Annotated in this window: 24 protein-coding genes; 14 read left to right on the top strand and 10 right to left on the bottom strand. The window is 36.0% G+C overall.

Annotation, left to right across the window (positions count from 1 at the left end):
* Positions 1-52 precede the first annotated feature (52 nt).
* From GJE18_RS09470 to GJE18_RS09460, 3 genes are all read left to right on the top strand, one after another.
* Positions 53-880, top strand: a complete 828-nt coding sequence (locus GJE18_RS09470) for a VOC family protein (RefSeq protein WP_240928871.1) — start codon at positions 53-55, stop codon at positions 878-880.
* A gap of 65 nt (positions 881-945) precedes the next feature.
* Positions 946-1590 (top strand): HAD-IA family hydrolase, encoded by a 645-nt coding sequence (locus GJE18_RS09465; RefSeq protein ID WP_060551669.1) that lies wholly within the window; start codon positions 946-948, stop codon positions 1588-1590.
* Positions 1587-1778, top strand: coding sequence for a hypothetical protein (locus GJE18_RS09460; protein WP_165886139.1), 192 nt, complete (start codon positions 1587-1589; stop codon positions 1776-1778). The genes GJE18_RS09465 and GJE18_RS09460 overlap by 4 nt, the downstream gene beginning before the upstream one ends.
* Positions 1779-1830: 52 nt before the next feature.
* On the opposite strand, the gene GJE18_RS09455 is transcribed toward GJE18_RS09460, so the two are convergent.
* The 3 genes from GJE18_RS09455 to GJE18_RS09445 are packed head-to-tail and all read right to left on the bottom strand — an operon-like array spanning position 1831 to position 3238.
* Positions 1831-2013 carry a hypothetical protein gene (locus GJE18_RS09455; protein ID WP_060551667.1) on the bottom strand — a complete coding sequence of 61 codons (183 nt, stop codon included), beginning with the start codon at positions 2011-2013 and terminating at the stop codon, positions 1831-1833.
* Positions 2014-2015: 2 nt separating this feature from the next.
* Positions 2016-2354 (bottom strand): hypothetical protein, encoded by a 339-nt coding sequence (locus GJE18_RS09450; protein WP_060551666.1) that lies wholly within the window; start codon positions 2352-2354, stop codon positions 2016-2018.
* A gap of 53 nt (positions 2355-2407) precedes the next feature.
* Positions 2408-3238: a formate/nitrite transporter family protein gene (locus GJE18_RS09445; RefSeq protein WP_060551665.1), complete on the bottom strand. Its 831-nt coding sequence runs from the start codon at positions 3236-3238 to the stop codon at positions 2408-2410.
* A gap of 329 nt (positions 3239-3567) precedes the next feature.
* Between GJE18_RS09445 and GJE18_RS09440 the strand changes: the two genes are divergently transcribed.
* The gene (locus GJE18_RS09440) at positions 3568-4959 is read left to right on the top strand and encodes an amino acid permease (RefSeq protein WP_107368258.1); all 1392 of its coding nucleotides are present in this window, start codon (positions 3568-3570) and stop codon (positions 4957-4959) included.
* A 93-nt stretch (positions 4960-5052) separates the two neighbouring features.
* Here the strand turns inward: GJE18_RS09440 and GJE18_RS09435 are convergent, their stop codons facing one another.
* The 3 genes from GJE18_RS09435 to GJE18_RS09425 are packed head-to-tail and all read right to left on the bottom strand — an operon-like array spanning position 5053 to position 8418.
* Positions 5053-6462 (bottom strand): PTS transporter subunit EIIC, encoded by a 1410-nt coding sequence (locus tag GJE18_RS09435; RefSeq protein ID WP_085622649.1) that lies wholly within the window; start codon positions 6460-6462, stop codon positions 5053-5055.
* A gap of 13 nt (positions 6463-6475) precedes the next feature.
* On the bottom strand, positions 6476-7372 hold the full coding sequence (gene murQ / locus GJE18_RS09430; protein WP_165886138.1) for an N-acetylmuramic acid 6-phosphate etherase: 897 nt from the start codon (positions 7370-7372) through the stop codon (positions 6476-6478).
* Positions 7372-8418: a MupG family TIM beta-alpha barrel fold protein gene (locus GJE18_RS09425; protein WP_107368259.1), complete on the bottom strand. Its 1047-nt coding sequence runs from the start codon at positions 8416-8418 to the stop codon at positions 7372-7374. Before GJE18_RS09425 ends, murQ begins: the two co-directional genes overlap by 1 nt.
* Positions 8419-8931: 513 nt before the next feature.
* Between GJE18_RS09425 and GJE18_RS09420 the strand changes: the two genes are divergently transcribed.
* Positions 8932-9663, top strand: a complete 732-nt coding sequence (locus GJE18_RS09420; protein ID WP_060551660.1) for a CPBP family intramembrane glutamic endopeptidase — start codon at positions 8932-8934, stop codon at positions 9661-9663.
* A 222-nt stretch (positions 9664-9885) separates the two neighbouring features.
* Here GJE18_RS09420 and GJE18_RS09415 read toward each other — a convergent pair whose 3' ends face one another.
* Positions 9886-10581, bottom strand: a complete 696-nt coding sequence (locus GJE18_RS09415; protein WP_060551659.1) for a helix-turn-helix transcriptional regulator — start codon at positions 10579-10581, stop codon at positions 9886-9888.
* Between the two features lie 483 nt (positions 10582-11064).
* On the opposite strand from GJE18_RS09415, the gene GJE18_RS09410 reads away from it, so the two are divergent.
* The 8 genes from GJE18_RS09410 (at position 11065) to GJE18_RS09375 (ending at position 19741) form a co-directional block, all read left to right on the top strand.
* Complete coding sequence (locus GJE18_RS09410) at positions 11065-11856, top strand: inositol monophosphatase family protein (protein WP_060551658.1); 792 nt, start codon at positions 11065-11067, stop codon at positions 11854-11856.
* Positions 11857-11964: 108 nt separating this feature from the next.
* Positions 11965-12918 (top strand): LCP family glycopolymer transferase, encoded by a 954-nt coding sequence (locus GJE18_RS09405; protein ID WP_060551657.1) that lies wholly within the window; start codon positions 11965-11967, stop codon positions 12916-12918.
* Between the two features lie 92 nt (positions 12919-13010).
* A complete protein-coding gene (gene pcp / locus GJE18_RS09400) occupies positions 13011-13652 on the top strand; it encodes a pyroglutamyl-peptidase I (protein WP_060551656.1) in 642 nt (213 codons plus the stop codon).
* Between the two features lie 176 nt (positions 13653-13828).
* Complete coding sequence (fdhF, locus tag GJE18_RS09395) at positions 13829-16765, top strand: formate dehydrogenase subunit alpha (protein WP_060551655.1); 2937 nt, start codon at positions 13829-13831, stop codon at positions 16763-16765.
* Positions 16765-17229: a helical membrane plugin domain-containing protein gene (locus tag GJE18_RS09390; protein ID WP_037566657.1), complete on the top strand. Its 465-nt coding sequence runs from the start codon at positions 16765-16767 to the stop codon at positions 17227-17229. Before fdhF ends, GJE18_RS09390 begins: the two co-directional genes overlap by 1 nt.
* 273 nt (positions 17230-17502) lie before the next feature.
* Positions 17503-17745, top strand: coding sequence for a hypothetical protein (locus GJE18_RS09385; RefSeq protein ID WP_060551654.1), 243 nt, complete (start codon positions 17503-17505; stop codon positions 17743-17745).
* 30 nt (positions 17746-17775) lie between these two features.
* The gene (locus GJE18_RS09380) at positions 17776-18558 is read left to right on the top strand and encodes an N-acetylglucosaminidase (RefSeq protein WP_060551653.1); all 783 of its coding nucleotides are present in this window, start codon (positions 17776-17778) and stop codon (positions 18556-18558) included.
* Between the two features lie 58 nt (positions 18559-18616).
* The gene (locus GJE18_RS09375) at positions 18617-19741 is read left to right on the top strand and encodes an FAD-dependent monooxygenase (RefSeq protein ID WP_060551652.1); all 1125 of its coding nucleotides are present in this window, start codon (positions 18617-18619) and stop codon (positions 19739-19741) included.
* 61 nt (positions 19742-19802) lie between these two features.
* On the opposite strand, the gene GJE18_RS09370 is transcribed toward GJE18_RS09375, so the two are convergent.
* The 3 genes from GJE18_RS09370 to GJE18_RS09360 all read right to left on the bottom strand — a co-directional run bounded on the left by GJE18_RS09370 (position 19803) and on the right by GJE18_RS09360 (position 22285).
* Entirely contained in the window at positions 19803-20759 is a 957-nt protein-coding gene (locus tag GJE18_RS09370) for an NAD(P)-dependent oxidoreductase (RefSeq protein WP_060551651.1), read from the bottom strand.
* A gap of 165 nt (positions 20760-20924) precedes the next feature.
* Positions 20925-21494, bottom strand: a complete 570-nt coding sequence (locus GJE18_RS09365; protein ID WP_037566663.1) for a CHAP domain-containing protein — start codon at positions 21492-21494, stop codon at positions 20925-20927.
* A 410-nt stretch (positions 21495-21904) separates the two neighbouring features.
* The gene (locus GJE18_RS09360) at positions 21905-22285 is read right to left on the bottom strand and encodes a DUF4870 domain-containing protein (protein WP_037566664.1); all 381 of its coding nucleotides are present in this window, start codon (positions 22283-22285) and stop codon (positions 21905-21907) included.
* Positions 22286-22480: 195 nt separating this feature from the next.
* Between GJE18_RS09360 and GJE18_RS09355 the strand changes: the two genes are divergently transcribed.
* A complete protein-coding gene (locus GJE18_RS09355) occupies positions 22481-23557 on the top strand; it encodes an NAD/NADP-dependent octopine/nopaline dehydrogenase family protein (protein ID WP_085622643.1) in 1077 nt (358 codons plus the stop codon).
* The last annotated feature ends 2 nt before the right edge of the window (positions 23558-23559 follow it).

Below are 23559 nucleotides of genomic sequence, written 5' to 3'. Positions count from 1 at the left end.
TGAAAAGGATATAAAAAGTATACTATGGTTGAAGATGAAAGGAGTGAGTCGTTTGTCTAAAATTATAGGTCACCATCATATATCCATGTACACAAAAAATATCACACGTAACAAAGCGTTTTATTTAGACGTATTAGGACTCGATTTAATTAAAGAAACCGTTAATCAAGATAATGAAACCATGCCGCATATTTTTTATGGTAATGCTAGCGGTGATCCAGGAACGTTATTAACTTTTTTTGAAATTCCATTAGCTGGAACAGTGTATAAAGGCACGAATATGATTGCGCGTATAGGACTCTTAGTACAGGATCGTAACATGTTAGATTTATTTGAGGTTAAATTAGAAAAACATGGTATATCAACACAACGTGGAATATATTTACATCAAGATGCGCTTTATTTCGATGATCCAGAAACGCTATCTTTCGTCATGATAGCAAATGAAGGTTACAAGTTACCGGCGCATTGGCATATAACTAATGAAGAAACTTCGACTACGGCTGAAACGATTTTGGGTATGGGGCCAATCGAAATACACGTGGAAGATATCGCATCAACAGCTCATTATCTCACGGAACATTTAGGGTATCGTAAACGTGAAGGTTTTGAAGAGACTGTTTATACACTCAATGAGAAAGGGTTTTATAGTGATATTGTATTAATACAACAAGATGGTCCTCAAGTGAGACCTGGAAAAGGGTATGTGCATCATTACGCCTTTGCAATAAAAAAAGCGGATATGCCTACGATATTGGACATACATGACCACTTACCTTATCAACATTCAGGTGTAATCAATCGACAATGGTTTGAATCGTTGTATTATAGACAAAATTTTATCACTTATGAATTTGCGACAGTAGAGCCTGGATTTTAGTGAGACGTGAATCATAGGTTGAGATTTGCTACACTGAATGTAAATGGTTTTCAAGGAGGCACAACATGTATCGAGCAGTCATTTTTGATTTTGATGGTACGATTATAGATACAGAACAACATCTTTATGAAGTGATCAATACACATTTAATTGAAGCTAACGCGTCACCGGTAACATTGGACTTTTATAGAGCAAATATCGGGGGACGCGCGCTTGCTTTACATCAACATTTAATTGATGTTTTTGGTGAGCAAAAAGTTAGAGAGATTTATAAAGCGCATCATAGTCATGCAGGTCAACTACCACTGAGACCGGGGATTCAAACGTTAATGGAACAGCTTCACGCACGACACATTCCAATGGCCATTGCTACAAGCAGTGCACGTGCTGATATTGAACCTTTAGTAGAAGAACTGGGTATCCAACCGTATATCAGTGTGATAAAAGGAAGAGAAGATGTATCAGATGTGAAGCCTGATCCGGAGTTGTATTTAAGCGCTGTGCAAGCGTTGAATTTTAGTCCGACATATTGTTTAGCGATTGAAGATTCGGTTAATGGGGCAACAGCGGCAGCTACAGCTGGTTTAGATGTCATCGTGAATACCAATCCTATGACAGAAGTGAGTGATTTTTCCCAAATCACGTTATTGGATAAAGATATTCACTTATCAAAAATTATAGAACGTTATTTTCAAGGTGGCTTAAAATGAGTGTTGAAATGATTTTATTCTTTATTGTTGCGCCACTTATCATTGTTTTTGGGAACTTAGTGCTCGCCTCTAAATTTCAACGTCATATACCAATGCAAGTGCACGTCACTTCATGTTTGATAGGGCTAATTCTATATGCCATAGGTGCAACATTAGCATATTACTTCTTATTACAAGGGAAAATATAAAAATAGCCTTCAAAAGTCGTAGATATTACGATTTTTGAAGGCTTTCATATATTTAAGTTAAAAGAACAAGTGCAGTGATTACAAGTACAAGTAAGATTGCATCTACACCAACCATTAATGCATAGCGTGTCGATGGTGTATGTTGTTGTTTACTTTTATATAACATATATATATTCGGAATAAAACTGAGTAAAAGTATGACAATGATTAAAATGCCAATTGTTTGTGTGGACATCATCAATTTCTCCTTTTAAACCATCCAATGAAATAGCCAATAAGTAATGCAAGTAGCAAGCCAATAGCAAAGCCAGCAAGTGGAAACTGAATCATATTTCCTATTAATAGGCCTAAAATTAAACAAATGATTAGCGGAGGGCCATATTGACGTTTACGTTGATCCGAATTTAAGATGCTAAAAAGTACTATATATAGAATATAAAAAATACATATAAATAATAGTGTACGTAACAGCAAGCTACCGACGTCACTCTGATTTTGAATCATATTTACGATATAAAATATGATACCTATTAAGATGGCGGTTATCGCACCGCGTACGAAGCGACTTTTTTCCATAATGAACTCCTTCATTGGATTTTTTGTTCATTATAACATAGAGTGACCGCAATTTATTTAAAACGATGTGCTTTAAATTGACCATGATCATTTAAATAGGCATAAAATAACCCGATAATGAGTCCGCCACCAATGTAATTACCAATAAATGCGGCGATGATATTTTTTGCAATTGGCCATAATGCCATATGCTCGATATTATAAAGGACACCAGCAGCAAAGAGACAGGCATTATAAATGACATGCTCATAGCCCATAAATGCAAAAATCGTAACTCCGAACATCATTACAAACATTTTAGCTAATATATCATCTATTTGCATCGCAATGACTAAGGTAATATTTATAAAAAAGTTAGCGAAAATAGCACGTACCAAAATATTATGAAATGTATAATCATGAATTTTTGTCGCTATAATTTTGTCGAGTAAAGTGACCATCTCTGGTGTCATCACATCACTTGCGCGCATTAAACTGAATAGCACAAACGCACCTACCACATTGCCAATAAAACATAACATAAAGATATGACCGACGCGGTAAGGTTTTATGAGTCTATAATATAAACCTACAGTAAAATACATAAAGTTACTCGTGAGTAGTTCAGAATTGGTGAACAGTATCAATACGAGTGCAAAACTAAATGTTATCGCACTAATCATACTTACAATGCCGGGGCCTAAGTCAGGCGCAAACGTCGTTTTTACCATTAATACAAATACACTAATAATGCTAATGATGAAACCAGCCATCATTGCACGTAGTAAATACCGTTTAAAATAAAAACTTTCTAAAATGTCTTTCGTTTGAATGGTATCTATAATATTCGCAATCCATGTTCGTCCATAAAAAATTTTATCCCATTTAATATTTCGATCCTCCATGACATGCACTCCTTTATAAGATATACTTCTACATTATAAAGGGTGCAACTATATTTGTGAATATAATCACAAATAATTTTTAGCAATTGCTTTAGGTTATGATGTTGTGCAAGTGAATAATATTTTATAAAAGCGTTTTCATAACACTTTAAAGGGACAAAGGTTGGTCGCCTAGCACAATTGTTTTTAGGTGAAAAATGCAATATATTTTATGAAAGCACTTACAAAATTTTAAAAAATACACTTTTCAGTTTTTGAAATTGTAGTATAATAGCGTCATGACGGAAAATTAGAAAACCCTTATAATATTAAGGAGATGGGGAGTTATCATGAAAGATAATCAAGAGTTACACAGAGGGCTAAGTTCGAGACAAATCCAGATGATCGCACTTGGCGGTACAATCGGTGTAGGCCTATTCATGGGGGCATCGAGCACAATTAAATGGACAGGACCTGCTGTTATTTTCGCATACTTAATTGCCGGAATTTTTCTATTTTTAGTAATGCGTGCGATGGGTGAAATGGTTTACTTATATCCGACAACAGGATCATTTGCAAACTATGCCACGGATTACATACATCCTGTTGCAGGCTATGTTACATCATGGGCAAATATATTCCAATGGATTGTAGTTGGGATGTCTGAAGTTATAGCGGTCGGTGAATATATGAATTTTTGGTGGCCCGAGTTACCCACATGGATACCAGGTGTTATCGTTGTTATTTTACTTGCTGCAGCTAATGCAGTATCTGTAAAAGCATTTGGAGAATTTGAATTCTGGTTTGCTACAATCAAAATTGTCACAATTATTTTAATGATTATTGCCGGTTTCGGTTTAATATTCTTTGGATTAGGTAATGGAGGGAATCCAATTGGTTTAAGCAATTTATGGGCACATGGTGGCTTTTTACCAAATGGAATCATGGGATTCTTCTTTGCATTATCAATTGTCATTGGTTCTTATCAAGGTGTTGAATTAATAGGGATTACTGCTGGGGAAACAAAAGACCCTCAAAAGAACATTAAACGTGCAGTGAATGGAGTCATTTGGCGTATATTAATATTCTATATTGGTGCCATTTTTGTTATCGTTACAGTTTATCCTTGGAATCATCTTCAAGATCTTGGTAGTCCATTTGTCGCAACTTTCTCTAAAGTTGGTATTACGATTGCAGCTGGTTTAATTAACTTTGTCGTGATTACAGCAGCAATGTCAGGTTGTAATGCGGGTATTTTCAGCTCAAGTCGTATGATATATACGTTAGCGCAACATGGTCACTTACCAAAAATCTTTACACGTGTTATGAAAAATGGGGTACCTTTCTATACGGTTATTGCTGTGTCAATTGGTATTTTCATTGGCGTTATTTTAAATATTGTTTTACCTTTAATCATTGATGGTGCAGAGAATATATTCGTTTATGTATATAGTGCCTCAATTTTACCAGGTATGATTCCATGGTTTATGATTTTATTCAGTCATATTCAATTCAGAAGAAAATATCCTGAAAAAATTCAAGATCATCCTTTCAAAATGCCATTTGCTCCGTTTTCTAACTACTTAACGATTGCATTTTTTATGCTCGTTTTAATTGGAATGGTCATCAATGCTGAAACACGTGTTTCTGTCATTATTGGATTTGTATTTTTAGGATTTATGGCGCTCTTCTTCTTTATGAGAGGTTACCATAAATTAAGTAAAGAGGAATTTAAACTATAATACGTTAACGTTTGATTTGAAACGTTTAATGTCAATACAAGAGACCCTCAAAATTAAGTTGTATAACAAATTTTGAGGGTCTTTTGTATTTTATTATTTACCAAATTGATCGATAAGTGGTTTAGGTGAACCAAATAAAAATGTAAGTATAAATCCACTCACATAAGCAGCAAGTAAACCTGCTAAATAGCCTAAAAACATGTTGTGTGTAATGAGTGGTAAGAGAGAAAGCCCGCTAGGACCAATTGCACTTGCCCCAATATGACCAATGCCGCTTATAACGGCACCTCCAATACCACCAGCAATACAAGCAGTGAAGAACGGTCTTACAAGTGGTAAAGTGACCCCGTAAATAAGGGGTTCTCCTATCCCTAAGAACCCTACAGGTAATGCACCTTTTAATACATCTCTCAGTAAAGGGTTGCGTTTACTTTTACACCACAATGCTAAACATGCACCCACTTGTCCAGCACCTGCCATTGCTGCAATCGGTAAAAGGTATGTGGCACCAGATTGATTAATCATTTCAATATGAATGGGTGTAAATATATGATGTAAGCCAAACATCACAAGCGGTAAGAAAAAAGTGCCAATAATGAAACCGCTAAATATTCCGCCATGATTAATGACGCCATTCACAACGCCTACAAGACCATCTGAAATCCAACCTGCGATAGGCATCAAAATGAAAATGGTTAACAGACCTACAATGAGTAATGTAAGGGTTGGTGTTACGATGATATCTACAGCATTAGGGACAATTTTGTGTAATTGTCGTTCGATGAGACTTAAAACCCATACAGCTAGAATGACCCCAATGATACCGCCTTGACCAGCTAATAACCCTTCGCCTGTAAAGATGTTAGGCAATGGGTTCTCGGGAGACATACCTGTTAGCAACGTCGTACCACCAATGACGCCTCCTAATCCTGGTGTAGCATTGAACTCTCGAGCGGCATTAAATCCTGTAAAGATTGCTAAATAAGCGAGCATTCCATTTTTAATAATATCGAAAACGAGTGCTAATTGTTTAATCCATGTTGCTTCAATTGTACCTGCACTTAGTAAATTATTGAGAATTGCTGCAATGCCACCTATTAATCCGGCGCCGACAAAAGCGGGAATTAAAGGAATAAAAATATTAGCAATGGTTTTGGCAATGCGTTTAAACAGGTTAGGTTTGGACTGGTATTTAGCTTTCGTATGTGCTTCAAGCGATTGAGCGTTACCCTGAGGAATCTCTTCTCCAAGTTTTACACCTGTCATGTTAGCCATATGACTTGCAACTTTATTGACGACACCAGGGCCAACAACAATTTGCAATCTTTCATCCTCAACGATGCCAAGCACGCCTTCAGTGGCTTTAATCGCAACTTTATCTACTTTATCACTATCCCGAATATCTAATCGAATGCGCGTCATGCAGTGGATGATAGAGCGAATGTTGTCCACGCCTCCGACATGTAATATCAATTGTTCAGCAAGTACTTTTTCTTTTTGCATATGACACATCCCCTTACAAGTTTTTTGATTTCAATACATCCTTCACGACGCCATGATGAAGTTTAAGGCAGTGTTCTGCGTCGTCAAAACGCATCTCTTTAAAATGCATAACAATCGCAGTTTTGACCTGATGATGAGCCGCCTCATATAATGCTTTACTTTCAAGAGTATCTAAACCAGTAATCATTTGAATCATATGAAGCGCACGATCGATGAGTTTATCATTCGTTGCTTGAACATCAATCATTAAATTGTTATAAACTTTTCCAACGCGAACCATTGTTATAGTTGAAATCATATTTAAAATCATTTTTTGAACGGATCCCGCTTTTAATCGCGTAGAGCCTGTTACGATTTCTGGACCAACTGCTATCTCAATAGGGATGTCAGCATGCTTGCTAATAGGCGTGTTATGATTACAACTTAATGCAACTGTATGACATTGGATATTTTGTGCATAAGTTAATGCGCCTAATACATAAGGTGTACTACCGCTCGCAGCTATACCAATAACAACGTCTTGAGAAGTTAAGTTTACATTTTTTAAATCTTGAGCACCCTGTGTTTTTGAATCTTCAGCACCTTCAATCGCACGTGTCATTGCTTCGAATCCGCCTGCTATTAATCCGAAATAACGGTTGGGGTCTGCATTAAATGTTGGGATTAATTCAGCTGCATCGAGAACACCTAGACGTCCACTCGTACCCACACCTATATAGATGACCTTCCCCCCATTTTGGTAAACTTTCGTCGTCAATGCGATGACACGTTCGATTTCATGTAAATGTTGACCGATAATTGTAGTTAACCTTTGATCCTCTTCATTCATGAATTGGAGTATGTCAATTGTAGACATTTCATCTAAATGTAATGATTTTGGATTACTTTGTTCTGTTATTTTTTGGTTCATCACTCATCCTCCTCCGCTAAAACAAATGTAAATGTAGTTGACGCGTCGAAATAATTTAAATAAGGTAAACCTTCTTTAGTAAGCGTGCCTACAACATTAACATGCGGATGCGGTTTTAAATTGATTTTTGTAATTTGGAGTTCCCCCATATAACGGCCATTGCGTTCATTATCAATCGTGATGGTGCCTTTAGCTCTAGGTTCAATGTTGAAAGGTGGGATAGATGCGTCCACATGTTGGCGAGAAAATTGGGAACGAATGACATGTGCCGCGCAATCAGGTCTAGATTGATGAGTTTTTAAAATTAATGCGTCATCTACACCATTAACAAGGTGACACGGTAAAATAAAATGATTATGTTGAATCATTTGAACTAAACGTTGTGCAGTTCTTGTAGATACAGATAGATCACCTATAATGATGCCATCAATATTTAAAGACTTTAATGTGAGTGCGGCAAGACAAGGATGACAATGTCTAGTACATTCTAAAGTCGGTAAACCTTTATAGAGGGGTGCACGATATGTCTCCCCTGGAATAAAAGCATATATTTGAGCGTCAGTATGATAATGGCGTATGCGTATATTTTGTTCTTGTAAAAATGAGCGACTCAATCCGGTGTCAGGTCGTGGATAATAGTTGTGCAAATAGATGAGATGAGGTTGAATTCGTGGATGTGAGCTTATGATATTTAAAAAGTGCTCAGAAACCGTACTTGCATTGATACAACATTTATGTGCGTGTTGTATAATGGCGTTCACTAATGAAAGGGAAGTCCCTTCGTCAATACGAATGACGTATTCTATTGAGGGATATTTAGCGAGTTGCGAAAAAAGCTGTGATGTAATATTCGATTCATTCGTGTCTATAATGAGTGTGATATCATGATGAGATAATTGTGATAATAGCGCTTCAAATTGTGCTGCGATATGTAATTCTTCGGGTATTTGGAGAGAGGTAAACACGGTATCATAACCAAGCGCTATCATTTGTGATATATTGTTTTCGTTCAGCGGTGTAGCAAGATAAACAGAAAATCCTAACATCGTTAAACCTCCTTCATTGTAAAAGAGATAGTGTTAAATTAATTATATATGAAAAGAGATTAAAGCGCTTACATTTTTAATTTTTAGGTTTGGAGGTGCGATTTTGTGTGTAAGATGTGATCTATATAATTTTGTGTCACACACATTTGATTTCCTATATCGATACGTGTTAAGGGGTTGTGATATAAATGGTGAATACATTGGTAAAATGTTGCATAGTCATACGAAGGAGATGAAGTCGACTGTGGAGGGGGTAAATGTTTGTAGGCTGTTGTTAAAGTAGCGTGTAACGTATGCAAGAGGTCATGTGCATCTTCAGGCTTTTCTCTGTAGAGCAGTTGAAAAGAAAGTGCCATTTTATGACAGTCATTTAAAAATATAATAGCTTCGGAGTATTTTGGAACATTGTGTTGATGCATAGTTGTTTTCCTTTCAAATTTTATATAGGATTATAACATATTGGTATTTATTATGACCATATTGATATAAAATTTTAGAATTTGGGAGGTATGTATGGAGAAATATCGTTGGCGAGATATCAGATGGCGTGATTTTAGTCTGGTGCCAATCATCATAGTCACATTTATCGGTACTATAATTTATATCGTTTTTACTAAGGCAATTTTTGAAGAAGCACTTCTTATAGAAAACTTTACGCTCATTGGAATAGATGAAATTAACGTTCTTACGCAATTGTTCACCTATATCCTAATCATTACTGCCTTTTTGTGCCTTAACATCGACTTATTCAAAACGTGGATGCGACAGTGGTGGAATGGGTTGAAACGTTATTGGCTATGGATCATTTGCGCTTATATAGTTACTTTTGGAGTGGCTTGGGCTTATGGTTGGGTGAAAGACCTATTTCCAAATATATACACGACAGAAACAACTCAAAATGAACAAGTGATTAACCAATTGTTATCCATACCTGAGCTTACATTATATAACTTTCTATTAATTGTATTTGCCGGGCCTATTGTTGAAGAAATATTTTTTAGGCATATTTTAATCGGTGAATTAGGTAAGAAGCTTAATTTTATTGTGATGAGCATCGTTTCTATAGTGCTGTTTTCTGCGATGCATTTAATCGAAATATCGAATTGGATTGAAATTATTGATTATTTAATCATTGCCATTCCCTTAGTTTTTCTTTACATAAAGAGTGGACGTAATTTAGGGGTGGCCATCTCCTTTCATATCCTTAATAATTTTATAGCATATTGTATCAATATGCTAAATTGATATGTCATATTTTGAAAAATGAAGCTACAGTTAGAGCGCAATTTTATTACTCATTTCAAGTGAAAGCGTCTGTGAGTGCTCCATTAAATCTATGTAAGATTGATAGACGTTAAGAATGTGTCTTCTATTTCATATAAGGGGATGGGTTAACAATCCTATAAATTAAAACAGCCAACAAAACGCATTTATAAATGAACTTTGTTGGCTGATCCATATTTTGGCTTACGCATTATGTTGTAAATAATCACGGTAATTTGCAATCGTAATATCATTCGTTTGAATAGATTTATGGAAACTGTAATCAATGTCATCAATTGAAGATATATCGATGATTTCAGTATAATCTCCACCGATATGATAGATGATCGCTTTCCATTCCGCATTTTTACAAAGTAATCCGATAAAGACGACATTTGCAAATTGTTGACGTTGTTGTACTGAGGGATGAAAGTACAATCCCATAACTTTGCGCTCATGACAATAAATTAATATGTTTTTAAAAAGTGGTGGGAGTGTCGTGTGTGTATCATCTTCAAAGACAATATATTGGTCCAATTCTTTTAATTGACGGCGAAGCGCGGTGTTGGGTTGCCGCTTTAATTTTTGAATGAGTTGATGTATTTCATTTTTAAAAGGTAATGACGTTTGATGTATGCGCTCATTCAAAATTAAATATAGGGCCATCACTTCGTCATCTGTAAGATCAAGCTTAATATTTTGAGGACGAGATTGAATTTTATAGCCACCATTTTTACCAGCATGTGCTAAGATTTGAACACCTTTTGCTTCTAATTCTTGGATATCACGAAGAATGGTTCTTTTAGAAACTTGAAGTTTACGAGCTAATTCGACTGCAGATATTTGATTTTGTTTTTGAATGAGTTGAATTATTTTTGACTGACGCGTTTCTTTATTCACACTCCACACCTCCGCATCGTGTTATATCTTATAAATAGTTTACCACATAAATGATAGAACACTTATTAATAAGGTTTATACGCACATAACGTATTGAAATCAAGGAACATAAATTAAACAAGAGCCACCCATAAAAAAATTCAATAAATTGTAAGAAAACGCTTACATTATTTAAAAAATTATGCTATAGTATGAATTAGCTACTAGGGGATGGTACAGCATCATCAAACGAGGGGTAAACTATCTTATGATAGTAAAGTTTGACATGATAAGTTGTACTTATGGCTAGTTAAACATCTTCAATATTTATTACTTACTTTCCTTTCTATGCCGGTTGGTTTATCCAATCGGTTTTTTTGTTCGGATAATTACGTGAACTTATTACTTATATAATTGATTTTATTAATATATTAATAACGGTTGGTATTGAATTACGATAGAGGGTATAATAAAAGCAATCCGTGGAAGGAGGGAATCAATTTGATGGCTCAATATGATATCAATGACATTGATAATGAAGTGAAGACGTGGTTTCGTGGGTTAAATTTGCTCATTCCTTCACTTATCAAACAAATGCAGACTGATACGAAAAAGAATCGTTTTGACCTCGTAACAAACGTGGATCAAACGTTAGAATCTAATTTTGAAGGGTTAATAAAAGACTTATATCCAGATCATAAGTTATATGGAGAAGAAAGTCATCATGACACTACAGATTTAAAGCAGGGTTATACATGGGTGATGGATCCGATTGATGGTACTGCGAATTTAGTCAAACAACAAAATGACTTTTGTATCATTTTGGCGTTATTTGTAGATGGAACACCTACATTATCATATATCTATGATTTTCCAAGACAAACATTATATCATGCCAAAAAAGGTGAAGGTGCTTTTGTGAATCATAAACGACTAGAACAGGTTCAAGCACAACCTTTAAGTGAATTGATTGTCTCATTTAATAATAAAGTGTTAAATGATGCAACGATGCATGATTTATTAGATGCCTCGTTTGCTTACCGACTCATAGGAGCATGTGGTTTAGACTCTATTCGCGTCTGTACTGGACAGTTTGGTGCACATATACATACAAATGCTAAACCTTGGGACATTGCAGCGCAATTCTTATTTGCTTCAGAATTAGGGTTAAAAATGACAGATTTTAATAATAAAGCCATTGATTTTGTTCGTGGAGGTCCTTTTATTATAAGTAATCCAGGATGTCACGATGAAGTTTTAAATATACTTTTATCTAATGGTGGGTATCATAAATAGTAGTGCGTCTTAGGACTGATTGAAACATTTACGATTTAGGATATGATACGTTTAATATACGATTAAAGATAGTGCGTTAACAAATTTAATGAATGGAGTGGGAACGCTTTGAACTACCAACGATCAAAAAAACGAAAAAATCCAATTGTTAGAGCTTTACTATGGATTATTGGAATCTTATTCATTTTAACAATCATAGCTGTCGCATATTTAGCGTTTAAAATATTTGTTACAGGTGACGCGATTCATAACCCTTTGAAACGAGAACACTCAGCATTACGGTCTGGTCAAGTGGATATGAATAAAGGGGAACCTATTTCGATTGCGCTTTTTGGAATTGACTCTGATGCGAAACGTCAACAACAACACGATGGTCAACGTAGTGATACGATTATGTTAGTTTCGATTAATCCAGATAAGAAGACATCAGAAGTCATTAGTATTCCTAGGGATACACGTGCAGAAATCGTCGGTCGTGGTACAACTGAGAAAATTAATCATGCGTATGCATATGGTGGTCCAGATATGGCAGTGAAATCACTTGAAAAATTAATGAATGTGCCAATTGACCACTATGCTACAGTAGACATGGATGGCTTGAAAGATACGATTGATACGGTAGGCGGTATTGATGTAGTAAGTAATGCCACATTCAACGTACACGGTCAACAATACAACCAAGGTCAAAAAGTGCACTTAGACGGTGATCAAGCAATGGCGTTTATTAGAAGTCGTAAAGAGTCAGGCGCTGGTGGCGACTTTGGTCGTCAAGAACGTCAACAACTTGTGCTTCAAGGTTTAGCGAATAAATTAACAAGTGTATCCTCTATCACAAATTTTAACGCTTTAATGGATCAACTCGGAAAAAATGTCACAACAGATATGACCTTAGGTGAGTTGAATACATTCAGAAGTAATTACAAAGAAGGTAATAATAATGTCGTTAAACACCAATTAAAAGGGTCTGATACGACTGGAGAAGATGGCTTATATTACTTTATTCCAGATGAAAACAGTAAACAAGAAGTCATTCAAAGTTATCGAGATAATTTAGGTATATAATTTGAAAACTTCGTCCATAGTGGGCGGAGTTTTTTAGTATATGATAAAAAGTGTCATAACCCATCGTCATTATTGATAAAGGAGTGAGTTTTATGAACATTCTCATCACAGCTTTTGAGCCGTTTCATGGGGCTGAAACAAATCCGTCAGCAATGGTAGCTTCTCGAATACCACCGACAATTAATGGACACTCAATAGCTGTTCTTATATTGCCTACAGCTTTTCATCTGTGTGTGGAAAAAGTGAGACACTATTTAGAGAGAAACGCGTGTGATGTGGTCATTGGTTTAGGGCAAGCGGGTGGTAGAAAGTGTATTACACCAGAACGCGTGGCAATTAATATCGATGATGCTGTCATTCCTGATAATCAAGGGTATCAACCGATCGATCGTCCCATCCTAAAAGACGGTCCTCCAGCTTATTTTTCACAATTACCTGTTAAAAGAATGGTTCAAGCAATGCGAGAAGCTAGCGTCCCTAGCGCACTTTCAAACAGTGCAGGCACTTATGTTTGCAATCACTTTATGTATGCTTTAGCACACCTAGCATATACAACGTATCCAAACGTACGAACAGGATTTATTCATCTTCCATACGCACATGAACAAATTGATAAAGATGATAGTACGCCTTCTCTCTCGCTAGATACTTTGGTTAAAGGGATTGAAATAGCCATTCGTGTTGTGATTGATGAGAAAACGGATAGTCATGAAGCATTAGGGACGATAAGTTAGCGCTGTTTACGTATTTAAAAAAGCTAGATGATTAATATTTTATTTTTTTAGAATAGTGAACATTAGCTAAAATTATGGTAAATGGTTAACATTTGGACATAAACAGTTTAAAATAGAAGTGACTAAGTATGTGGGGGCATCTTAGGCATATAAAATGTTTTTATAGGGGGGATACTATGCAAGAACATCTTATCGTTACATTAGATGGTAAAGATTATCTTGTAGAACCAGGTAAAAACTTACTTGCGTTCATTAAAGAACAACAAACATTTGTACCTTCCATTTGTTACAATGAATCACTAGGTCCGATACAAACATGTGATACGTGCGCGGTTGAAATCGACGGCAAAATCGAACGTGCATGTGGGACTACGATTGATCGTTCAATGGTCGTGAATACTCAAGGTCAAAATGTACAAGCTTCACAAAAAGAAGCGTTAGATCGTATTTTAGAAAAGCATCAACTGTATTGTACAGTGTGTGATTATAATAACGGCAACTGTGAAATTCATAATACGATGGACGAATGGGGTCTTGAACATCAGACGTATGAATATAAGCCGAAACCTTATGAAGTAGATTTTGGGCCATTCTACCGTTACGACCCTAATCAATGTATATTATGTGGACGTTGTGTAGAAGTATGTCAAGACGTTCAAGTTAACGAAACATTAACGATTGACTGGGAACGTGAACAACCACGAGTGATTTGGGATAATGACGTTTCCATCAATGAATCATCATGTGTTGGTTGCGGACAATGTGCAACGGTATGTCCATGTAATGCCATGATGGAAAATAACATGGTAGGTAAAGCGGGTTATATGACAGATATTGAGCCAGGTTCATTAGCATCGATGATTGATTTAACGAAGAAAGCTGAAACAGGCTACGGACCTTTATTTGCAGTATCTGATTCGGAAGCAGCAATGCGTGAAGAACGTATTAAGAAGACAAAAACAGTATGTACATATTGTGGTGTAGGTTGTAGTTTTGAAGTTTGGACAAAGGATCGAGAAATATTAAAAGTTCAACCATCTCACGATTCACCAGCGAATAAAATATCTTCTTGTGTGAAGGGGAAATTCGGTTGGGATTACGTGAATTCCGAAGAGCGCTTAACAAAACCTTTAATTCGTCGTGGTGATCACTTTGAAGAAGTGGAATGGGACGAAGCGATTCCATACGTTGCTAAACGCATGCAAGACATTAAAACACAACATGGTTCGAAAGCGCTATCATTCATTTCGTCTTCTAAAGCAACGAATGAAGAATCCTATCTCATGCAAAAACTTGCACGTCAAGTATTTGGGACAAACAATATTGATAACTGTTCACGTTATTGCCAAGCGCCTGCGACGAAAGGATTATTCCGTACTGTAGGGCATGGTGGAGATTCTGGATCTATAGATGATATCGGCAATGCTGAAATGGTCATTACGATTGGTACCAATACAGCCGAAGCGCATCCAGTTATCGCATCACGTATTAAACGTTCGCACAAACTATTTGGTCAAAAATTACATGTTTTTGATATCCGTAAACATGAAATGGCTGAACGTGCAGATGAATTTTATCAACCACATCCAGGTACAGACTTAGTTTGGTTATCAGCTGTGACAAAATACATTATTGATAATGATTGGCATGACAAAGCATTTATTGAAAAATGGGTTGATCATGCAGATGCGTATTATGAATCTTTAGAGCCGTATACGATGGAATTTGCTGAGGAGACGACAGGTATTCCAAAAGAACGTTTGATTCACTTAGCTAAAGAAATTGTAAGTGTTAATTCTGTTGTCGTATGTTGGGCGATGGGTGTAACGCAACAAGAAACAGGTTCTGATACGAGTACTGCAATTTCAAATATGTTACTTGCTACAGGTAATTATATGAAACCAGGCGCGGGTTCTTATCCATTGCGTGGTCACAACAATGTTCAAGGCTGTTCTGATTTTGGAAGTATGCCAGATAAATTTCCAGGTTATCAAGGTGTAGCTGATGACGAAGTACGTGCACGTTATGAAAAAGCTTGGGGTGTCACTTTACCAAGTGAACCGGGTTATGATAACCATCAAATGATGGACCATATCCATGCTGGCGATGTTCACAGTTTATTTATACTGGGTGAAGATACGGGTATCGTCGACTCAAACATTAATTATGTGCAAGCGGCATTAGAAAAAGTTGATTTTCTCGTCGTTCAAGATGAATTTTTAACTTTCACAGCGGAATATGCGGATGTAATATTACCAGCAAGTCCTTCTCTTGAAAAAGATGGTACATTTACAAATACAGAGCGTCGTTTCCAACGTTTATATCAAGTTTTAGAACCACTCGGTGATTCAAAACCGGACTGGCAAATTACGCAACTTATTGCTAAAGAACTTGGATTTGATTGGAACTATTCACATCCATCTGAAATTATGGATGAAGCATCAAGCTTAACACCGATGTTTGCTGGTGTGAAATATGAACGCTTAGAAGGATACAACAGCTTACAATGGCCTGTAGCGGCAGACGGCACAGATTCACCATTGTTATTTACAGAGCGTTTTAACTTTGATAATGGTAAAGCAAAATTCTTCCCATTAGAATTTGATAACTTCTACAAGACGAATGAAACGTATGATTTACATGTTAATAATGGGCGTGTCCTCGAGCATTTCCATGAAGGAAATATGACGTATAAAGTGCCTGGTCTAAAATACAAAATGCCAACAGCATTTATCGAAATTTCACCAGAACTTGCTCAAGAACGCAATATCCATGAAGGTGCGGCTGTTAAATTAACGTCAGAAACAGGTGAAGCAACGGGGCATGTACACATTACGGACCGTGTAAAAGGTAAACAGATTTATTTGCCGCTTAATGATAGCAATGAGATTGCGATTAACTATTTAACAAGTAGTGTAACAGATCCAGAAACACACACACCGGCGTATAAATCGACTTGTTGCCGAATGGAAGTACTCAGTAAGCGTGGTAAATCACCACTTAATCCGACGAACTTCCGTAATCAAAAGCGTCATCCACAGTACAGTGTTGCTGTAGAGAAAAAATGGGAAAGACCAGATTACATCTTTCCAGGGGATCAGGTGATGAAATAATGGCTGAAAGAATCTCTAAAATTAAACGCATTGAAAAATCAGAAGCGGAAATCAAAGCAGAACAAGTCACGAAAGTGACAGATGCCATTGCTGAAAATAGTGAGAGTATTTTAAAAGCGATTAAACTCGTGGAAGCATTAGATGAAGCTAAAATATTAGATGCTTTAACAGGTGCAATCAAACAACGTGGCGTTATCACTGAAAAAGTCGTCACTGAACTTAATAAAGACCAATATGCTGGTGCAATTCATAACATCGGTCAAATGGCATTTTTATTAGGAGATTTAAATCCGGATGATTTAAAAATTCTCATGAACAAATTAAATAAAGGATTGCGTGTTGCCCATCAAGCAAGTGGCAATCAACGTACATCTATAGCTGGTTTAATGGGTATTCTAAGAGATGACGACATGAATCAAAGCCTCACATACTTTTTAAACATACTAAAAGGAATGTCAAGATAAGCATAAGTTAACTTTACTCAACGTCTTGACCTTTATCAATGAGCCTTCAAAGTCCATTTAAAAATGAACTTTGAGGGCTTTTATTCATTATTATAGAAATGATTGTTATGTTTGTGATATTAATGTAAAAGGACGATTTCCAATAAATATACATAGATGTGAAAATGGATTATCGCAATGGAACTGAATGAAATGTGACGGTTTTTCTAAAGGATTAAAAGCAGAGTGATTGCATTCATGATAAAATGATAAGTATTAATAAGGAGGGAATTTATGGATATTAAAACAATAAAAAAGTTAGCAATTTTATCGAATGTGTTATTAGTACTCGGCTTAATATCACTCTTTTTTATACATACTATCGTTGCAATCGTGTTCTTTTTATTATCACTAGGATTAAGCCTTTTTATCTTTAATCGCATGTTTAAAGGGAAAAATTGGGTGCGCAATGCGATCAACATTGCTTATGTTATCGTGCTCATTGTGGTGGTTGCCGTGCTATTTAAAATGATTTAAATGATTTTATAAACTTTAGGGGAGTCTTTTATGAAATCTTGGATTAAAAAGCATCCTTCAAAGATGCTGGTAATTGTGATTTTAACAGTTTTTATGATATTACTTTTTATTAATGAAACGCATTGGTTTACTAACGATAAAACAATGACATTTGATGAAGCGGTGCAACGTCAAACTGCACAAGGCGTCTTGCATACTGTAGCACATCAAAATCAATTTGTTGAAGCAAGTCAAAGTGAAGTCAAAGATGCCATGCGTGTGGAATTTCGTGATCATGATTTAAAATATATGGATATTTCTGAACCTGTTCACCTTTCAAAAGATGAAGTGAATCGTATGTTGAAAGGAAAAGGGATTTTAGAAAATCAAGGAGATGCCTTTTTAGCGGCACAACAAGAAACGGACGTGAACGTAATTTATCTCGTCAGTCATGCCTTAATTGAGACAGGTGAGGGGCAGTCAGAACTTGCTAATGGCATCAAGCATAAAGGGAAACGATATTACAATTTTTTTGGCATCGGTGCGTTTGATAGCGATGCAGTAGCTACAGGGAAAAGTTATGCTGTACGTGAAAAGTGGACGTCTCCTGAAAAAGCAATCAAAGGCGGTGCGCATTTTGTGCGTAACCAATACTTTAAAAATGGTCAGATTACACTGTATCAAATGAAGTGGAATCCACAAAATCCAGGAACAAATCAATATGCGAGTGATATTGCATGGCCGTCTAAAATTGCAGAACAAATGCAACATTATTACGATCAATATGGGATAAAAAAAGACCATATACGACGTGATTTTTATAAAAACGGATAAATAAAGTTAAACGTTTTTAACCATTTAAGTGATGAAAGGCTTTTAAGAGGTGAAAAGAATGAAAATTGGTATCGTTGGTGCGGGCATTGGTGGTTTAACACTTGCAGCACTCTTACGTGAACAAAAACATGAGGTACGTATTTTTGAAAAAAACGCAACAACAGCAGAAGTTGGCGCAGGTATAGGCATTGGAGATAATGTTTTAACAAAATTGGGAAAACATGATCTTGCCAAAGGTATTAAAAATGAAGGGCAAATTTTGCAATCCATGCGTATCAGTGATGAACAAGACCGTACACTGAGTCAAGTTGATTTTCCTAAATCAGCGACAAATGTCACGTTATTACGTCAGTCATTAGTGGATATTATTGCCACTTATGTGGATCAACACGTTATTCATTTTAATTGTGAAGTGACAGGAGTTAATGCTACTGATCATGGGGTAACTTTAACTTTTGCTACAAAAGAATCAGAACAGTTTGATCTCGTTGTGGCGGCTGATGGCATTCATTCTCATGTGCGTCAATCTGTTGCTCCTGAATCTAAAGTGCGCTATCAAGGTTATACGTGTTTTCGAGGTGTAGTTGAGGACATGGATACTCTAGGACATATTGCTGAAGAGTATTGGGGGAAAAAAGGACGTTTTGGGATTGTCCCATTACTGAATGGTAAAGCCTATTGGTTTGCTACAATCAATGCGAAAGAGAAGGATCCCAACTATTTACACTTTAATAAGCCATACTTACAAGCGTACTTTAATCATTTCCCTCAAAAAGTACGTATGATTCTTGATAAGCAGCCTGAAACAGAAATATTGCATCATGACATCTATGATTTAAAACCGCTTAAAACATTTGTGTATCATCAACGCATCGTCTTGCTTGGAGATGCAGCACACGCGACGACACCTAATATGGGACAGGGTGCTGGTCAAGCGATGGAAGATGCGATTGTGTTGAGTAATGTGTTATCTCAATATGCACTTCCAGAAGCATTAAAACGATATGATCACTTACGTGTAAAACATACTGCGAAAGTGACCCGTAAATCTAGAAAAATTGGGATTATGGCTCAAAAAGATAGCAAAATGGCTATCGCTATACGTAATAAAATGCTATGTATATTGCCAGACGGTTTAGTGATGAGGCAAATGAAGTTTTTAAATAAAGCTAAAAGTGAATAATAGAGTATATGAAAAAATGCGTATAAGCGACCTTCAATATAGGGCTTATACGCGTTTTTGTTTAAGGATTTACGATGAAATCAGGTGTTTCACCTTGAGCTTTTTTTATTAAATTTGTTGCAACGATTTCAGCCATCATATCACGAGCTTCAAAGGTTGCATTACCGATATGTGGTGTAATCACGACGTTATTAAGTGACTTTAACCCTTCAGTAATTTGCGGTTCAAATTCATAAACATCAAGTGCTGCACCTTCAATGATGTTATTTTGTAATGCTTCAAGTAACGCCTGTTCATGGACTATGGGGCCACGTGAGGCATTGATTAAGTATGCAGTTGGTTTCATTAAATTGAGCTGTTCTTCATCAATCATATGTTCCATTGATGGATTGTAAGCAGCGTTAATGACTACAAAATCTGATTCTTTAAGTAACGTATTTAAATCTACATACGTTGCATCTAACGCTTGCTCTTTTTCTTCTTTGCGATTTGGACCAGTATATAAAATATTCATATCAAAGCCTTTGGCACGACGCCCTACGGCACTTCCTATTTCTCCTAGTCCAATAATACCTATGGTTTTGCCAGATACTTCACGACCGCGGAAAAATAATGGGGCCCACCCATCAAAACCTTCGTGACGCATTAATTGATCTCCTTCAGGAATGCGACGTGCTACCGCAAGTAAAATACCTATTGTGAGTTCAGCCGTTGCGTTAGTAGATGCTTTAGGCGTATTCGACACTCCGATACCTTTTGATTTTGCATAATCGATATCGACATTATTGAAACCAGCGCCATAATTTGCAATAAATTCTAATTGCTTTGCATGATCGATAACGTCTTTATCTACTTGAGTTGATAATAGACTTACGAGTCCAAATGCATCTTCAACCCCTCGTTTTAATTCATCTTTACTAATAATACCTTTACCTTCATACATGTGTACGTCAAAGTGTGATTCTAATAACGCTAATCCGGCTTTAGGTATCGGACCAGCAACAAAAATTTTTTTCATATTAATTTCCCACCTCTCTCTTTCAGTATAAAGTAAACGTTTTCTTAGTGACAAGGTAAGACTATTGAAACTAAAAAAAGAAAGTATGAGAGGGGAGTCTCATACTTTCTTTTGAGTTAGAATGGATTTAATTGCACTTAAATCATTCCTATGATTAGATATTGATTATTTTACGTGAATAAAGTTATATGAACCTACTTCGCCAGCAGAGATTGTACGTTCACTTACGTTGAAAGGTCCACCATTGTAGTTCATTTCTGAAACAGTGATTGAACCATCTTCATTTACAGATTCAACGTATGCCACATGACCGAATGGTCCTTCAGATGATTGTAAAATAGCACCAGCTTCAGGTGTGTGATTTACAGTGTAGCCAGCTGCAGCCGCTGCGCTTGCCCAGTTGTTTGCGTTGCCCCATGTTGAACCGATTGAGCCACCTACTTTGTCGTAAACATACCAAGTACATTGACCAGCTGTGTATAAATTACCTGCTGAAGCTGTACCAGTTGATTGTGTAGATGTTGACGTTGTAGATGTGTTCGTACCGTTTGTATATGATGTAGAATTGTTTGATGTGTAATCGTAGTTAGTCGTTCCACCATTTGTATTGTAGTTGTAACTCCATGAATAATTATAGCTACCTTCAGCCGCATCAGCATCTTGATGGTTTAAACCTACTGCTGCTGCACCTACTCCCGCTGTTAATGTAGTTACTGTAGCGATTTTCTTTAACATAATAAAAATCCTCCCAAAAATTTTTTTATAATAGATTCCTTATTTGCTTAAAGACTTACAAGCGTGAAGACACGCATTTATGATTTCTAATCGCTTTATTTAACGACAAGACACACTTTATCAGAAAATAAGCCTTTTGTGTGGAATGTTAAGATTTTGTAATCAAATGTAAAAAGTGACTATACTTTTTGTAATGATGTGACAACAGAAAAAATAGGGGCGTAAATTTAAAAAAGAATGGGTATGAAAAATAGTAAAAGGGGAGCAACGCTTACTTTACAGACCATATTTAATCAATATAAAAAATCCCCACACCTACGTATGGGGATTATTTTTAAAAATAAAATGACCAATATGTTCTATTCGACACCACATTTTGTAATATTTTTTGTAACAATTAAAAGGTTTGATTATTTGAAAAATGGTATTGAAAGTGGCGGTAAATAATCTTCTCCATTATAAGCTTTGACAATTGCGACAATTTTAAAAATCAAGTAAAGCAATGCAACGATAGGAACAATGAGAAATCCAATAAGAACAAATATGAGTATAGTTCCAATTACTGCCCATATTGTATATGAGATTTCAAAATTGAAATAGTTTTTACCCGCAACATCAATGAATTTTGAATTGTCACGTTTGATTAACCAAATTAAAAGGGGTCCTATAATGGGTGCAAAAATAGATGTAACATAAATAAGAACTGCCATTAATTTTTCATCGTCATTGGGTAAAGAGGATGTACTAGAAACTGGTGGTGCGTGCGTCGTATCTTCGTTATATTGACTCATTTTATAACCTCCTATTTTGGGTCAGTTTATTATTTATAGCGTAACATAAGTTGTAATATAATTCATTTATTGAAAATGTAAAGATACAGTGTTTAAAAGGTTTTAAAGCATTTAAGTTATTGATTTCATTTTATCGTTAGCTTTGTTAACATGCTTATGAGACATAATTATAACTTTAAGTGGGGAGAGTGTATTATGAAAATTGCTATCGTAGGATCTGGTAATGGTGCAGTTACAGCTGCAGTTCAAATGACAAATAAGGGTCACGATGTACGTTTATATTGTAGAAATCAAAGTATCCATAAATTTGATCAAGCAAAAGCTAAAGGTGGCTTTGAATTTAATGAAGAAGGACAAGAATCATTTGTCCCATTTACAAATATCAGTGATGATATGTCGTACGTTTTAGAAGATGCCGAAGTGATTATGCTAATTATTCCTTCTTCATTTATAGAATATTATGCTGAACTCATGGCTTCGCACATTCATGAAGGACAAGTCATCTTCTTTAATATGGCTGCGGCAATGGGATCTGCACGTTTTATAAAAGTATTGAAAGAGTTAAAAAATGATGTGCGTCCAATTTTTGCAGAAGCAAATACGCTTACATATGGTACGCGTGTGGACTTTGATGAAGCAATTGTCAATTTATCTTTAAATGTACGTAAAGTTTATTTTTCAACATTTAATGAGGCTGATTTAAGTGAGACCTTTAAGAAAATTGAGTCGCTATATCCATATATTGTTAAAGAAGAAAGCCTATGGAGAACAAATCTTGAAAATGGAAATCCAGAGGTGCACCCAGGACCTACACTTCTAAATGTAGGGCGTATAGATTATAGTGGTGACTTTGCACTTTATAAGGAAGGGATTACAAAACATACTGTTAGATTATTGCATGCGGTAGAACTGGAACGTTTAACGTTAGGGCGTAAATTAGGATTTGAGCTTGAAACAGCAAAAGAAGGACGCATCGAAAGGGGCTATCTCGAGCGTGAAGACGAGGATAAACCGCTTAAAAATTTATTTAATGATAGTCCAGTATTTTCACAAATTCGTGGTCCCCATCAAGTGAATAATCGTTATTTAACAGAAGATATTGCTTATGGGCTTGTTTTATGGTCAAGTTTAGGTCGTGAAATTGGTGTACCTACACCAAATATAGATGCGATAATCGTGATTGCTTCAACGATTTTAGAACGTGATTTCTATAAAGAAGGTCTCACTATAGAAGATTTAGGCCGTGAAAACGTCGGTTTAACATCATACTAATG

Origin of the sequence: Staphylococcus agnetis, from assembly GCF_011466855.1 — a bacterium.
In the GTDB taxonomy this organism is placed as follows: Bacteria; Bacillota; Bacilli; order Staphylococcales; family Staphylococcaceae; genus Staphylococcus; species Staphylococcus agnetis.
The sequence above is the reverse complement of the archived record's forward strand: the minus strand, read 5'-3'. Positions and strand labels throughout refer to the sequence as shown.